The sequence below is a fragment of the uncultured Sneathiella sp. genome, assembly GCF_963976355.1.
Taxonomy (GTDB): domain Bacteria; phylum Pseudomonadota; class Alphaproteobacteria; order Sneathiellales; family Sneathiellaceae; genus Sneathiella.
This window is the reverse complement of record NZ_CAXBKA010000005.1, coordinates 158,092-172,583: the sequence shown is the minus strand read 5'-3', so window position 1 is coordinate 172,583 and position 14,492 is coordinate 158,092. Positions and strand designations below refer to the sequence as shown.

The following is a 14,492-nucleotide window of genomic DNA, read 5'->3' as shown; positions in this document are numbered from 1 at the left end:
CCGACATAGCGATATTAATCACAGCGAAGCGCCAGCCCGTTTCAGTATGGCGGTAAAATCGGTTCCTTCCGGCAAAGTGCCATAGGCCCCGGACCAGTAATCGCCAAGCCGTGAGGCACAAAAGGCATCGGATACCGCTGACGGCGCATGTTGCACCAAGAGTGCCGCCTGCCAGGCAAGCGCCATCATTTCGGTGATACGGCGAGCCCGCGCCTCGAAGTTGCCCTGCTCATCGACTTCAGCTTTCAGCCGTGTGATATGAAGATCAAGGTTTCTATTGCCGCCCTTTGCGCGCTCCACTTCCGCAAAGAATGCAGGAAGAGCACCGGGATCCTTGTAAAGCGCGCGCAGGACATCAAGGCAGATCACGTTGCCCGACCCTTCCCAGATACTGTTCACCGGCGCCTCCCGATAAAGACGGGGGAGGATGCTTTCTTCGATATATCCGGGTCCGCCGTGACACTCCATGGCTTCGTAAACATGGCCCGGCGTGCGTTTGCAGATCCAGTATTTCCCGATGGCCGTCCCGATACGCGCCAGCGCCGCCTCTGCAGGGGCCTTTTCCGCATCACTTATCGCACGGCCAAGACGCAGGAACAAAGTCGTCGCAGCCTCTGATTCCAGCGCCAGATCCGCGAGGACATTCTGCATCAAGGGTTGTTGAATAAGTTTTTTCTGAAAAGCCGAGCGATGCGACGCATGGTGGATTGCCTGTGTCACCGCCTGTCGCATCAAGGCGGCGGATCCGACTGCGCAGTAATAGCGGGTACCCTGCACCATCTCAATGATGGTACGGACGCCCCTTCCCTCCTCACCGAGCATAAGGCCCCAGGCCTCAACAAGTTCCATTTCACTCGACGCATTGGATTTATTTCCGAGCTTGTCCTTCAGGCGTTGGATATAAAGACCATTTCGCGTCCCGTCGGGACGCCATCGCGGAAGCAAAAAGCAGCTCAGTCCATTTTCGGTGTAGGCGAGCGACAAGAAGGCATCCGACATCGGCGCGGAGCAGAAGAACTTGTGCCCGGTGAGGATATAAGCAGCCCCGGGCCCGGTTTTGGTGCCCTCTGGCCTCGCTTTCGTCGAATTGGCACGCACGTCGGAGCCGCCTTGCTTCTCCGTCATGAACATGCCCATGGTTATGCTTTTTTTCTCTTCCGCAGGGATATCCCGGGGATCGTACTCCTGCGCCAGCAGCCGCGGAATCCAGACATCGGCTATCTCCGGTGTGGCCTTGAGGGCAGGCACCACGGCATAGCTCATGGCCATCGGGCAAAGAACCCCGCCTTCAATCTGATTAAGAAGGTAGGAAAGTGCGCCATGGGCAACATGGTTTCCGAAGCGCGGATTGTTCCAGGCAAAACTCGGAAGGTCGTTGGCGATCGCGAGGTCCATCAGGTTGTGATAGGCCGGATGAAAGGTTACCTGATTGATCCGCATGCCATTGCGGTCAAACGCTTTCATTTCGGGAGGGTACCGGTTTGCTTGATTGGCCCATTCAAGCGTTTCCTCCTTACCCGCCTTCATGGCGAAATCGATTATATTGCGTTCCGCCCATCCTGCCCCTTCCCGGCGCAGCCCTTCCTGCAACGGCAAATCTTTGCCATAAAGATCCTGATCCCCGAGAGGTGGCGGCACATTTGTCACCTCATGGGTGGGCAGATTAGAAATCGGGCTGCGGATATTCATGACATGCCTCCTTCTCAACAGGTGTGAGACTGATATAGAATATGGGACTCGATCTCATCCTTGCCAAACAACTTCATGCCGCAATGTGTAAGGCCCGAGTTTTTCCGCTATCTGTGGCCCCAATTGGTCCTTGTCTCCACCCGTGACTGACACGGTCGCCAGACTGCCGTGCACCGGATGATTATCGACCGTCACCGTAATGACTACCCCGTCTGCGGCAAGCGCCTTGAGTTCGGCATTGAAGACTTTCACTGCGGCATCATGCCGGAGCGCAGGCTTGAATATCTTCCCAACGCCCGTCAGCGGCATTTCGCTTAAGATGGTCAGGTCCGCCGGGTTCGCCGCCCGCTCCGGAATATGCTCACGCGCGAACTCCTTCAACTCCTCCGGCGTTACATTTGCATCCGGCTTCAACTGAACATAGGCCACCGGCATTTCACCGGCATAGGCATCGGGTCGTCCCACAGCGGCGGCAAGCTCCACGCTCGGATGTTCATGCAACGCTTCTTCAATGATCGAAGGATCGATATTATGGCCTCCACGAATGATCAGATCTTTTGCACGGCCCGTAAGCCAGATATAGCCATCCGCATCAATCCGCCCAAGGTCGCCGGAACGCAGCCAGCCATCGGTCGTGAATGCCTTCTGATTATACTCTGCCTGCACATAACCGGGCGTGACGCAGATGCCCTTCATAATAATTTCACCGATCTCGTCCACATCGGAAAACCGGGTAATATGACCGCTTTCATCAATGTCCGCCGCTTTTACCTCGACAAAAGGAAAGCGCAATCCGACGGAACCGAAGCGCACCTCACCCTGTTGCGGCTGCATGGTGGTGAAGCATGTCACCTCCGTCATCCCGTAGCCTTCAAGCATGGGGACACCGGATTTTTCACTGATTGCCTTCAGAACCTCAATCGGCGCGGCAGACCCGCCGGTCAGTCCGGCTCTTAAAGTGCTGATATCGGCGTCCCCGACCGGTACGTTCAACAATGCCGACATCATGGTCGGCACGCCGCCGAGAACAGTTACTTTATATTTATCTACAAGGCGCCAGTAATTACCGATCACAAGAGGGTCACGAAAACCCTGAGGGCTAACAATCACCAGAGTGATACCGTTTAGCATCGGGACCAGCCCAACGACGATGGAACCACTAATATGGAACATCGGCAACCCGGCCAACAGGCAGTCTTTTTCAGAATAACCCAGACCGAAACCGCTCGAGGCGATCTGGGAGAGCTGCATCCGGTTGGTGTGGGGCGCAAGTTTGGGCACCCCGGTCGTTCCGCCTGTATGATAGTAGCCAATAACATCATCCAGAGAGTCATTAAGCGGGCCGTTTATCGCACTCGCATCCTGCTTTGCTGTCTCCGCATCAAGTGGAAAAATTTTCTTGCCGTCACATTCCTTGTCACCACCAAGCACATATACGGCCTTAAGGTTTGGCATGCGTTCGATAACATAGGCGGCCTTCTCCCAGAGTTCAGGGCTCAATGCCTGTCCGGTCGCAATGAGGATGGTGGCATTCGCGGCTTCAGCAATACCATGAATATGCTCCGGCTCCAGCAAGGGATTGACTGCATTGACCGTTCCTACAGCCTCCGCACCCAGCATCGTAAAATATGCCTGTGGGCAGAGCGGCAAAATATAGGTAACCGTCTCCCCCTTCTTCAGGCCTGCGGAAAGAAACAGATTGGCCGTCTGGTTCGTCTTGGCCAGCAACTCCCGGTATGTGATTGGGATACCCTCTCCCATTGGATCACCCGGCGGCAAGGCGATCAGGGCAGGCTTGTCCGCGAATTTCTCAACGGTCGCGCAAAAGGCATCATATACAGAATGATAAGGAACCCATTGCTCGATCGGTGTCTGCTCAAACTTTTCGACATCCGCAAGCGAATTAAAGGGTAAGTTGAAGGCTTTCAGCGAATTCGCCATTCTTTTTTCTCCCAAGGTATTTTATTTTTATTCAGGATGATTGGTCATCTCTAATTATGTCGATCATGATGCCATATTAAAGTCAGGACACAATGAAAAACTGGCGGCCTTGCTTTGCCAGATTTTGCAACCGTCGGAGGTTTCATGAAGGACTTAAAGAATTTAACCGCCCTTACCATCGGTTCCGCGACAATTGATATTATCGCCTCGGTCGAGGATCAAGATATCGAGCGAATGACGATGCATAATGCCACGTCATCCTTCCTTCTGCTCGAAGAAGGCCGGAAGATTGACGTCAGTTCCATCAAGTCTTCTGTCGGCGGTGGCGGCGCAAACTCCGCGGTTGCGCTCGCACGCCTTGGATATCGCACAAGCGCTTTCGTAAAGACCGGCAAAGATATTGAAGGGGCAAAAATAAAAGAAGAGCTCGAAGCGGAAAACGTAGAAACCGACTTGATGATTATGGATGATAGACTTGCGACCGGGCAGGCCATCATGATCATGTCTCATGTCCGCAACCCCACTATATTTACCAACCGGGGGGCCAACACGTCACTCACAACTGACGAAATCAATCCCGATCTGTTTCACCAGAAGGATCTGGTTTATATCGCCAGCCTATCCGGTAATTCAGCGGCCTGCCTCACCCATATTACGCGCCTCGCCAAGGAAGCAGGCGCCTTCGTGGCAACAAATCCAGGCATCCGCCAGATTACATATTGGGCAGGCGACATTGTAGAGGCTTTGGCGCATGTAGATCTGCTCTCCATCAATGCTGTCGAGGCCGAACAACTCGCCCTGACCCTGTTACCTAAAGGGCAGCCGATCTCCGCAGAAAGAGCCGCGAGTGATGGCCCGCTTCTTCTGGATAGAGGACTTGGCGGGCGATCCTTCGAGAGTTTTGTTAGGGAAGTCTGCAAACTTGGACCAAAGATTGTGCTGGTCACAAATGGTGCTGAAGGGGCCTATGCCGGCACATCAGACGGCATCCGGTTTCATCCAGCCGGCAAAGCAGAGGTCGTCAATACCGCAGGGGCCGGAGATGCCTTCGCGACCACTCTCTCCGCCTACGCCGCCGCCGGGGCGGAACTTGAGACCTGCCTGAAAGCGGCAACCGAGAATGCTTTGTCCGTCATCGCCGCGCCGGATACACAGAGCAGTTTGTTGCGGTTGCAGGAACTGCAAGCTTTGTTACGTGCCTGAGATCACAACTACCGGTATCTATCATTGTACGTCCCTCCTGAATGATATAGTACGAAGTCAATCAGGAGCACTGTCGCCATGGTTAGAAATCTTCTCTTAAACGTTGTTGTCTCGGCTCTGTTCGTAATATGCATAGTGTCACTAGCAATGGCCGAGGACATTGGAACAGTAACTCGGCTGAAAAACACGGCATCTGTTGTTCGTGCCGGTCAGCAAATGAATATTGAAACCGGCTTCAAGGTTCAGGAGTTCGATGAAATTCTGTCCGGAGAAGAGGCGCGCGTTGAAATCACTTTTCATGACGGAACAAAGCTCAATATCGGGGCAGATTGTCATATCGTCATCGACAAATTTATGTTCGATCCCGATGTAGGTATCAGCATTGCAATTTTAAGGGCCCTGCAAGGACCGTTTCGTTTTATCACGGGCCACATTGGCAAAACCCGTGATCCTCAGATCGTCGTTCAATCCCGCTTTGGTGTGATCGGCGTCCGTGGGACCGATTTCTGGGCTGGTCCGTCACGCGGTCAGTATGGCGTCTTGCTGCTTGAAGGGTCGATATCTGTGACCAACCCATCCGGTCAACGTATCCTCACTGAACCGGGAACCGGCGTTAACCTGACAAGTAACGATGTGCCGCCAAGTGAGGTGACGACATGGGGAGCTGGCCGGGCCGCCGAGGCACTTGCCGCTGTCGCATTCTAGATTGAAGAGTTCGTCAGGGCATACAGACGGCCCTATAAAATTAACCATCTAAAGCATGAAACTTTAACCCGATTTTTCTCGTTTTTACTGTACTGCCCGGAATTAAAGTGATCCTTTACGGTGACTACTTCGTATTCATGGGTAGTATGCAAGGTTGGGAATATCTGCCCATCTGACCCATTATCTATGAATTCCCTTTCGAGGAGAGCAGTATGTTAAAGAAAATACTTCTGGTGATTTCACTGACGATTGTTGGCGCCATTTCGGCGACTGGACAGAGCCTGGCTGCCAATTCCGAGGTCGGAACCGTTACCCGACTGCAAAGCACTGCAGAAATCGTTCGTGACGGCAAGGGTATTCCTCTCGAAGTTGGCTCAATCGTTCAGGAAAATGATGAAATTAACTCCAAATCAGATGCCCGCGTTGAAATTACCTTCAATGACGGGACAAAGCTCCTGATAGGAGAAAATGCCCGCATAGGAATTGATGAGTATCTTTATGAGCCGAAAGATGGTATTGGCACTGCAATTTTGAGTGCGCTTCAAGGACCGTTCCGCTTTATCACTGGTAAAATCAGCGAGATGAAGGAGAAGCGCCTTGAAGTAAAAACCAGTCTCGCCACGATTGGCATCCGCGGAACTGACTTCTGGGGCGGGCCGTCCATGGGCACTTATGGTGTCTTTCTGTTCGAGGGTACAATCGTTGTCTTTAATTCGGATGGTGGTCGGATTGTAAGTACTCCGGGGACCGGCGTCGATGTGAATGGCATGAACATAGCGCCAGGCGAAGCAGAACAATGGAATGAAGAGCGGGCTCAGGCAGCTGTTGCTACTATAACGTTTAGATAGTTAGGCCCTTCAGGAGAGCGATGGATCGAGTTTATGCAGACCTTCCCCTATCACCCGATAGTCTGAAAGGAGTTCGTGACTATTGGATGTCTTTACGGGGAAGCCGAGGAATGCCGACGCGCCCGGAATTCGATCCCGCCGCCATCGTCCGTTATCTCCCTTATGTAACGCTGGTTGATGTCTTTCAAGATCCGGCGCGGTTTCGTTATCGGCTCATTGGAACCGGAATCACCGAGATCGCAGGACGCGATGCAACGGGAGAATGGCTCAATGAAGATCTCTATGGTGAGAAAGCAGAAGACATTCTCTGGGCGTACAAGAAATGCGTATCGGAAAGGCAACCGATTGCTGTTCGTGAACAAGTTCAGTTTGTTGAAAAGACTTGGGTCACTATTGATGTTGCATTATTTCCATTCGGAGATTCAGACGACAATATCAACATAATACTGGGTGCCGTGGACTTGACCGCTGATGGCGCCGAAACGCCCGGCCTCAAACGAAGCTATATCCTGAATTGGGAAGCAACCTAAGTTACTTCATATCCTATGAATCCTGGGCCGCACAGTCTTTAAAGAAAATATACCCCACCAATAAGCACCCAAGCTGCGATAAACAGGGTTTGCAACGTTATAAGAAGGACCGGTTGGTACCCGATGGTCAGAATATTCTCTAAGGAGGTTTTTACCCCCAAAGCAGCTATAGCAGTCACCAGACACCAGGATGAAAGCGGGATCAGAAAATCTTTCGCAATCGCCGGAACCATATGCATGCTGTTGAGCCCAACACACAGGCAAAAACCAACCACAAAAAACGGCAGCGGGAGGCCTTTTACAGCACCTGAGCTTCTCCTACGGAAATACAGGGAAATGACCAGCACGATCGGGACCAATAACGATACTCTCAACAACTTCGCAATCGTCGATATATCCCCCACTTCCGACGATATGCCATATCCCGCCCCCACAACTTGCGCGACGTCATGTATTGTGCCGCCAAGGAAAATTCCCGCAAAGCTGTCATCTAGATGCAGGGCGTTGACCAGAATAGGATAAATGATCATGGCCAAAGTGCTGAGCGCCGTTACAGCAATAACCGTAAAAACCGTATCCCGTTCACTATTTGGGGTCTTGGGCAGAACAGCTGATATGGCAAGCGCCGCGGACGCGCCGCATATCGCAACCGCGCCACCGGTCAGAAGTCCGAAACGCTTGCCACGCCCTAGTAAACTGGATAGCAGAATACCGACAAGGATAGTCGCACCAACTCCCGTCAAGATAATCCCTACCGGCGCCCATCCGAGGGATAGAACATCATCAAGCGTTAATCGCAGTCCAAGCAGCGCCACACCAAAACGCAACAATGTACTGGAGGAAAACTGAATACCGGCTGAACATTTTCCCTCTTCAGCCAGGAAGTGAAATGCGATCCCGAGTAAAAGGGCAAACAACATTTGCGGTGCCGTATAGTGTTCCGCCAGAAGCCGGGCGGCCGCGGCAATGGTCAGGCACAGCAGCAGCCCCGGAAAAAAAGATAGGCATTTGTCATACTGAGATCTGAGATTTGATTTGAGCTGGTCGAGCAATTTCATCGTAAAGCTGGTGAACAAGGGTAATTTTACCTGGCAGGCAGACTGACGGTGTCGTTAAACATATTAATCTCTTCTTTCGCAAGTGCGATAGAAATTTTCCAACAATTCCTTATCAGACGGGCTCAGCCACGGATATTATTGTGCCATTGCATTCCCCGAAACCGATTGTCCGGTATCCGTCCTTTTCACACCAAGCCGACAGGAAGACAGTATCTCCATCTTCCAGAAATCTGCGACTCTCAGTATTCGAAAGTTGGACAGGGAGTTCGCCTCCTTTTGTTACCTCTATCAGGGCACCGGTTTGATCTGGTCCCGGACCCGACATAGTGCCGCTCCCAAACAGATCTCCCGGCCGCAGGTTGCATCCGTTCAACGTATGATGCGCGACCATCTGCGCCGGTGTCCAGTATGAATATTTGAAGTTACTCTGTCCGAGGCGCTTGGGCGGCACTCCCTCCACCTTCATTTTCGCTGACTGGACGGAAACATCAAGATGCATATCTATGACGCAATTTGCCTCTTCCCTATCCGAACTAAGATAAGGAAGGATGGTTCTCTCCCCTTTGTGCTTCATGGAAATTCGAAACGGCGCAAGCGCTTGCATAGTGACAATCCAGGGAGAGATTGTAGTTGCGAAGTTCTTGCCCAAAAACGGCCCGAGCGGTTGATACTCCCATGCCTGGATATCCCGCGCCGACCAGTCATTCAGTAGACAAATCCCAAAGAGATGTTGTTCTGCCTCGTCAATTGAAATCGGAACATTCCGTTGATTACCCGCCCCGACAAACAGTCCGACTTCCATTTCATAATCCAACTTTTCGGACGCTGATACATGCGGCGGGGCATCAATCGAAGACCGGATTTGGCCTTTCGGCCTGACAATCGGCTCCCCCGAAACGACGATCGAAGACGAACGGCCATGATATGCAATCGGCACCCATTCATAGTTCGGCATTAAAGGATTATCCGGCCGGAACAGCTTTCCGATATTCGTCGCATGATCAATCGACGCATAGAAATCCGTATAGTCCATAATCATCGCAGGGAGCGCATACTCTGCATTTGACTGATCTATCAGGCAATCCGAAATTTCGATCTCATAAAGGCTTCCCTGTCTTAGCACCCCAAACAATGCTTTTCGGGTACTGGACCAGATAGCCTCTCCCTCTGCCATGAAGTCATTGAGAGTGGATGCATACAGACTTTCAGGAATGTTCAATCGGGAGGCCCGCGCGACTTCCGATTGACCTAACGCCGTCAGGTCCAGGATTTTGTCACCAATCCCCACGCCGATACGAAAGGTCTCATCGGTCCCTGCGCTGCGGAACACCGCATAGGGCAGGTTCTGCAAGGGAAAAGGATTCCCCTGTTCATTTGCTGTTTCAACCCAGCTCATACTATTTGGATCATGCGTTTCGTTAAATGTTATCATCCGTTTACGATCGATAGATAATTTGTCTTCCTATATACCTTAGAAACTATCTCCGGCGGATAACCCATTCTTTTTTATCGAAATCGATTTCTTCCCATCTGGCATTAATCAGCTCATTCGTACGCACGAACGTCAGCATAATTAGCTTGAGAGCGTTTCGGGTACTTTGATAAAGCCTCGCGTCGTTCCGTTCCAGCGCGGCAATAAACTCCGGCAACTCCCCTACATCCAATGCCGCGAAGTGTTCCTTCTTAACCGGTTTTAAGGCTTCCTTGATATCCTGAGACGGATCGCGCTGTGCTTTACCTGTCGCAATTGCGTACCGGAAAATTTCACCGCATTTTTGCAGTTGGCGCTTCGCCAGTTCATGCGCCCCGCGATTCTCGATTTTCCGGATGACCTGCAACAGCAACGGCGGTTCAATTTCTAAAATTGGAAAATTGCCAATCTCTGGAAATATATCTTTTTCAAGCCTGGTGATAATCTCTTCCGCATATCGCTTCCGCCAGCGGCTTTTGCGATTCTCGTACCATTCTCGTGCAATCACTTCGAAAGTGTTTTCGGCATTCTCTTTCGCTAATACCTTTTTCTTCTTCTTGTCCTGGGAGGGATCAATTCCATTCTCCAGCAGTTTGCGTGCCCGGAGGTGCTTACCCCTTGCTTCTGCTAAAGATGTTTCCGGATACACCCCAAGAGCCAGAAGCTTTTCCTTGCCGACAAACCGGTATTTATAACGCCAATATTTACTGCCATTAGGCCGGACCTCCAGATAAAGGCCTTTTCCATCGGACAGCTTATAAGCTTTTTCCTTCGCTCCTGCCCTCTTGATTTTGATATCGGTTAGCGGCATTTTGGGGGTACATGATTTTTGGCATTTTCAATGTACCCCCAATCTTACCCTCAAATTTTCTGGATGCAAGAGGTTAGTATCGGATTACATAAGACGCGAAATTCCAATATATCATTGTTTTTATTGTATATTTTGGATAACATTGGATTAAGTGAAATAAGGTTCTGGCTGGGGTGGCAGGATGCGCACCATTAAACCCATTTATCTAAATAAATCAATACCTTAAAAATTTACTGCAACCCCATAAAAACCGATTTTGTATCACTTAAATGTACTAAGTCAAGACGAAATGAAGCAAATTTCAAGTTAGTTCAGCTTGTCCTAATTGCCATCATCCCTAAGCAACAAACCGTCATGACAGTTATGATAAATGAATCCTCATACAGCAGTTCATTTTTATACGAAATTACTACTCGCCATCTATACAAATTGTTGATGCTAACAGTAAGCTGACTTATTTGCCGTCAATTTCTGTAAAGGGATGCGAAGCAGAAGTAGTTTTAAACCATCAATAACTTCTCAGTTTGACCCAACTCGGACTTCTTTTCTTGTCAGGTTTACCTTATTGGGGCAGACTTTAACGAATAGTTAAGCGCTGCGGTACGTTTTTTTTGCAGTCTGATATTTATGGGGATTATTATGCCAATAAAGGTGATCGGCGTCGGTGTCGGCAGAACAGGCACCTATTCTCTTAAGCTCGCGATCAATCAGATTGGGCTGGGACCCTGCCATCATATGGAAGAAGTGCTCCACAATCAGCCAGCGCAAGTGCCACTATGGGCGGCAGCTGCCAAAGGCGCTCCTGATTGGATGGCAATCTACAAGGGATATGAAAGTGCCGTCGATTGGCCTACGGCTGGATTTTTTAGGGAATTGTACACGGCCTATCCAACAGCCAAATTCATACTGACGCATCGCACCCCAGAAAGCTGGGCACAAAGCTTCTCCTATACGATTTACAGATTGCTTGCTGAACGGGACCAGGCCCCCGAGGAATTACAGGAGTGGCTTGACATGACCAGCAAGGTTATTGATAAAACAGGATTTCCTTCTGGACTTAGTGAAGCAAATTTGAGGGAAGCTTTCATCGCTCATAATGAGGCGGTCGTAGCAACGATTCCCGCCGATCAACTCCTTGTCTATAAGGTTAAGGATGGTTGGGCGCCGCTCTGTGCTTTCCTGGACGTGCCGGTTCCCGATGCCCCTTTTCCACGCACCAATGATCGTGCAGAGTTTTGGGATCGCGTATCTGGCAAGATCTGAATCACACATGACTGAACGAAGGAAACTAGCAGCAATATTCGCTGCAGACGTTGTCGGGTTCAGCCGTCTTATGGGGGCTGACGAAGAAGGCACACTGACGCGTTTACGGACAGTGCTTGACCATCTGGTTGATCCAAACATAACCGCCCATAATGGACGTGTGTTCAAGCGAACAGGGGATGGTGTCTTAGTCGAATTCCTAAGTGTGGTTGATGCTGTGCGCTGCGCAATTGACGTGCAAGAAGCAATGATCGAGCACAACGGCGGTTTGCAGGAGAAGCATACCCTCGTACTTCGCATAGGCATTCATCTCGGAGATGTAATTGAACAGAGCGATGGCGACTTGATGGGTGACGGTGTTAATATTGCGGCACGTCTGGAAGGGATCGCCAAGCCCGGCGCAGTCTGTCTATCTGAGGACGCATATCGCCAAGTAAGAGCGAAGATCAATCTGTCTGTTACAGACCACGGCGAAACGACTCTCAAAAATATTGCAGAACCCATCCGGATCTATTCGCTGGCGGTTGGCAATGAGCTGACTATGAAGGATGTGGCGGCGGAACAACTCGGTTTACAGACAAATAAAGCCACAAAGCTCAGAACTCCTGAAAAGCCCTCAATTGCCGTTCTGCCGTTTACGAACATGTCTGGAGATAACGAGCAGGAATACTTTGTTGACGGTATGGTTGAGGATATCATCACGGCGCTGTCACGTTTTAACCAGCTCTTCGTCATCGCCCGAAATTCGAGCTTCGTATACAAGGGCCGGGCTGTGGATATTAAGGAGGTCGGCCGTGAACTGGGTGTACGCTACGTGTTAGAAGGCAGCGTACGTAAGGCAGGGAACCGTTTGCGTATTACCGGACAGTTAATTGATGCCACCTCAGGCGCTCACCTGTGGGCAGACCGCTTTGATGGTGAATTGGAAGATGTGTTTGATCTGCAGGACAGAATTACTGACAATGTGATCGGAGCGATCGAACCGACGGTGCGCAAGGCCGAGATCGAACGCTCACGACGCAAATCAGCCGGTAATCTAGATGCTTACGATCTTTATCTTCAGGCGCTCCCCAATATTTATGCTGTACGTCCTGATGAGAACCGGAAAGCGCTTGATTTGCTCAATCGTGCTATTGATCTTGACCCGTCATACGGACCAGTTTTTGCACATGCTGCTTGGTGTTTTGTGCAACGGATCAGTCGACCCTGGCCACCTTACGGCAGCGATGATTTAGCCACGGCAATCTCGATGGCCCGCCGGGCGCTCGCCGCCGAGACAGACGATGCGGTGAGTATCGTGCTTGGCGGCTTTACGCTCGTGATGTTGAAACAGGACTACGCGACTGGACTGGATGCTGTCCGTCGCTCAGTTAAACTAAACCCAGGATCAGGTTTCGTAAATGCAATGGCTGGCTGTGCTCTTGTATTCGGCGATGATTTAGAGGCCGGGTTGCGTCTTTTGGAGCGAGCAATGACACTAAGTCCGATGGACCCCAATTTCTTCAGCCATTTGACTGTTTCAGCAGTAGCACACCTTTTCAATGATCGCGCCGATCTTGCTGCTGAATTGGCTGAACGCTCTCTTGCCCTCAACTCGGAATGGGACTCGACTTATTGGGTGCTAATTGCTGCCTACACCCAGCTTGATCGATTGTCAGAAGCTCGAGTTGCAACCAAGAAACTTTTAACAATATCATCAGAAGCAACAGTTGCTAAATATAAAATAGCTCTGCCTATCAGGAGCCCCGACTCCCTTGAGCTGGTCCTTAGCGCCCTCCGGCGGGCGGGCTTGCCGGAATGAGCATGAGATCCCATAGGCATTTCTTGTAATTTACACGCTGCGCTCAATGTCGCCTTCTAGCACAAAGCAGAACAAATGTCTGAGCCAAGAAGTGCCTCCTATTTGAGGATTAACGGACTTGGCGGCAGATTGACCTTAGCATTGAGCCGGGCTTCATTCATATGTCTTTACTTTCTCAACCTGGGGGTAGTCGTATTTCAAGCAAGATAATACGAGTAGGGAATATTGTATCATCAACAAAACAGTCCTACACTGAATAGCCCCTAGATTTGTAGATACCTTGCAGCTTAAGAATGAGTGAATAGCCTCTAGGTTTACACATTAATCATACATTTTTACTTGTTTCTCTTGACAGTAAATCCATCGCCTGATTTTACTAATGCGGATAATAATTTTATTCTAAAAAAGGAATAGTTGTGAAATTTAATGCATTAGCAGCGTTGACAGTATCAATATGCGCAATTGTGTTGAGCAATCCCCTGCCGGTAATCGGTGCGGAAAAAAAGTTAGAAAATATATCGCCTTATGCCGGAATAAAAAAGCCAGCTCCTGAGTACGCCAGAATGGTTGTAACTTGGCCCCCTAAAAAAGAGGGAGGGAAAGAAACAGTCAGGTACTTTGATGAATTAGGGTGGTCCCATAACATCCGCGAAACGCCGGATGGAGATATATACTTTGAAACTAAAGTAGGGCATGAAACCCACGCAATATATGGAGTTCCTGGACCAATATTTCCCCCGATTGAAGAAGGTCTAGCGTTTAACAAAGCAGTCGCAGAGTCTATTTATTCTGCTGCATATTTAGTTGATGAAGATTTGAAAAGTGAATGCTATGAGTACATTAAAGGGGTGTTGTTAGACCCAACTTCACTCAATATCACAGCGCCTCTAAAACTTGCAGAGAAAGATATTCTTAAAACACCCCATGTTGGAATTCGATTTAAAGGCAAAGCGAACGCAAGGAATCGAGGCGGGAACATTGTTCCCTCGATAATGTATTGTCATTTTCGTGCTACTGCTACGGGAGTTGAATTTAGATCTGGAGCACTAGTGAACTGAAGGCTAATCGACTCTTCGACCCGCTGATTCATAGTGTACTGATCACTTCAATACCGATTAGCCTATTAGTAGTTCCAGACGTCTGCGGATAGCTCGCTTGTTTAAATTTTCAAA

At 50.1% G+C, this 14,492-nt stretch carries 12 protein-coding genes; 7 read left to right on the top strand and 5 right to left on the bottom strand.

What is annotated here, in order from left to right; translation table 11 throughout:
• Positions 1–18 precede the first annotated feature (18 nt).
• Together AAC599_RS13060 and AAC599_RS13055 are read right to left on the bottom strand one after the other, a co-directional pair.
• A complete protein-coding gene (locus AAC599_RS13060; protein ID WP_340150844.1) occupies positions 19–1,689 on the bottom strand; it encodes an acyl-CoA dehydrogenase family protein in 1,671 nt (556 codons plus the stop codon).
• 54 nt (positions 1,690–1,743) lie between these two features.
• Positions 1,744–3,630 (bottom strand): acyl-CoA synthetase, encoded by a 1,887-nt coding sequence (locus AAC599_RS13055; RefSeq protein ID WP_340150843.1) that lies wholly within the window; start codon positions 3,628–3,630, stop codon positions 1,744–1,746.
• 144 nt (positions 3,631–3,774) lie between these two features.
• Here AAC599_RS13055 and AAC599_RS13050 point away from each other — a divergent pair, with 144 nt between their 5' ends.
• The 4 genes from AAC599_RS13050 (at position 3,775) to AAC599_RS13035 (ending at position 6,916) form a co-directional block, all read left to right on the top strand.
• Positions 3,775–4,833 (top strand): carbohydrate kinase family protein, encoded by a 1,059-nt coding sequence (locus AAC599_RS13050; RefSeq protein ID WP_340150842.1) that lies wholly within the window; start codon positions 3,775–3,777, stop codon positions 4,831–4,833.
• Between the two features lie 78 nt (positions 4,834–4,911).
• Positions 4,912–5,538 carry a FecR domain-containing protein gene (locus AAC599_RS13045; protein WP_340150841.1) on the top strand — a complete coding sequence of 209 codons (627 nt, stop codon included), beginning with the start codon at positions 4,912–4,914 and terminating at the stop codon, positions 5,536–5,538.
• A gap of 212 nt (positions 5,539–5,750) precedes the next feature.
• Positions 5,751–6,386, top strand: a complete 636-nt coding sequence (locus tag AAC599_RS13040) for a FecR family protein (protein WP_340150840.1) — start codon at positions 5,751–5,753, stop codon at positions 6,384–6,386.
• A 20-nt stretch (positions 6,387–6,406) separates the two neighbouring features.
• Positions 6,407–6,916, top strand: coding sequence for a PAS domain-containing protein (locus AAC599_RS13035; protein ID WP_340150839.1), 510 nt, complete (start codon positions 6,407–6,409; stop codon positions 6,914–6,916).
• Positions 6,917–6,954: 38 nt separating this feature from the next.
• Here the strand turns inward: AAC599_RS13035 and AAC599_RS13030 are convergent, their stop codons facing one another.
• From AAC599_RS13030 to AAC599_RS13020, 3 genes are all read right to left on the bottom strand, one after another.
• Positions 6,955–7,974, bottom strand: a complete 1,020-nt coding sequence (locus tag AAC599_RS13030; RefSeq protein WP_340151009.1) for a YeiH family protein — start codon at positions 7,972–7,974, stop codon at positions 6,955–6,957.
• A 112-nt stretch (positions 7,975–8,086) separates the two neighbouring features.
• Positions 8,087–9,370, bottom strand: a complete 1,284-nt coding sequence (fahA, locus tag AAC599_RS13025; protein WP_340150838.1) for a fumarylacetoacetase — start codon at positions 9,368–9,370, stop codon at positions 8,087–8,089.
• 82 nt (positions 9,371–9,452) lie between these two features.
• Positions 9,453–10,256: an integrase arm-type DNA-binding domain-containing protein gene (locus AAC599_RS13020; RefSeq protein WP_340150837.1), complete on the bottom strand. Its 804-nt coding sequence runs from the start codon at positions 10,254–10,256 to the stop codon at positions 9,453–9,455.
• Between the two features lie 639 nt (positions 10,257–10,895).
• Here AAC599_RS13020 and AAC599_RS13015 point away from each other — a divergent pair.
• From AAC599_RS13015 to AAC599_RS13005, 3 genes are all read left to right on the top strand, one after another.
• Positions 10,896–11,519, top strand: a complete 624-nt coding sequence (locus tag AAC599_RS13015; RefSeq protein ID WP_340150836.1) for a sulfotransferase family protein — start codon at positions 10,896–10,898, stop codon at positions 11,517–11,519.
• A 7-nt stretch (positions 11,520–11,526) separates the two neighbouring features.
• Positions 11,527–13,320, top strand: coding sequence for an adenylate/guanylate cyclase domain-containing protein (locus tag AAC599_RS13010; RefSeq protein WP_340150835.1), 1,794 nt, complete (start codon positions 11,527–11,529; stop codon positions 13,318–13,320).
• 416 nt (positions 13,321–13,736) lie between these two features.
• Complete coding sequence (locus AAC599_RS13005; RefSeq protein ID WP_340150834.1) at positions 13,737–14,378, top strand: hypothetical protein; 642 nt, start codon at positions 13,737–13,739, stop codon at positions 14,376–14,378.
• Positions 14,379–14,492 lie beyond the last annotated feature (114 nt).

What these genes read in the sequence shown, in the direction of transcription:
- AAC599_RS13060 (WP_340150844.1), bottom strand. Translation starts at nt 1,689, where the DNA reads ATGAATATCCGCAGCCCGATTTCTAATCTGCCCACCCATGAGGTGACA.
- AAC599_RS13055 (WP_340150843.1), bottom strand. Translation starts at nt 3,630, where the DNA reads ATGGCGAATTCGCTGAAAGCCTTCAACTTACCCTTTAATTCGCTTGCG.
- AAC599_RS13050 (WP_340150842.1), top strand. Translation starts at nt 3,775, where the DNA reads ATGAAGGACTTAAAGAATTTAACCGCCCTTACCATCGGTTCCGCGACA.
- AAC599_RS13045 (WP_340150841.1), top strand. Translation starts at nt 4,912, where the DNA reads ATGGTTAGAAATCTTCTCTTAAACGTTGTTGTCTCGGCTCTGTTCGTA.
- AAC599_RS13040 (WP_340150840.1), top strand. Translation starts at nt 5,751, where the DNA reads ATGTTAAAGAAAATACTTCTGGTGATTTCACTGACGATTGTTGGCGCC.
- AAC599_RS13035 (WP_340150839.1), top strand. Translation starts at nt 6,407, where the DNA reads ATGGATCGAGTTTATGCAGACCTTCCCCTATCACCCGATAGTCTGAAA.
- AAC599_RS13030 (WP_340151009.1), bottom strand. Translation starts at nt 7,974, where the DNA reads ATGAAATTGCTCGACCAGCTCAAATCAAATCTCAGATCTCAGTATGAC.
- fahA (WP_340150838.1), bottom strand. Translation starts at nt 9,370, where the DNA reads ATGAGCTGGGTTGAAACAGCAAATGAACAGGGGAATCCTTTTCCCTTG.
- AAC599_RS13020 (WP_340150837.1), bottom strand. Translation starts at nt 10,256, where the DNA reads ATGCCGCTAACCGATATCAAAATCAAGAGGGCAGGAGCGAAGGAAAAA.
- AAC599_RS13015 (WP_340150836.1), top strand. Translation starts at nt 10,896, where the DNA reads ATGCCAATAAAGGTGATCGGCGTCGGTGTCGGCAGAACAGGCACCTAT.
- AAC599_RS13010 (WP_340150835.1), top strand. Translation starts at nt 11,527, where the DNA reads ATGACTGAACGAAGGAAACTAGCAGCAATATTCGCTGCAGACGTTGTC.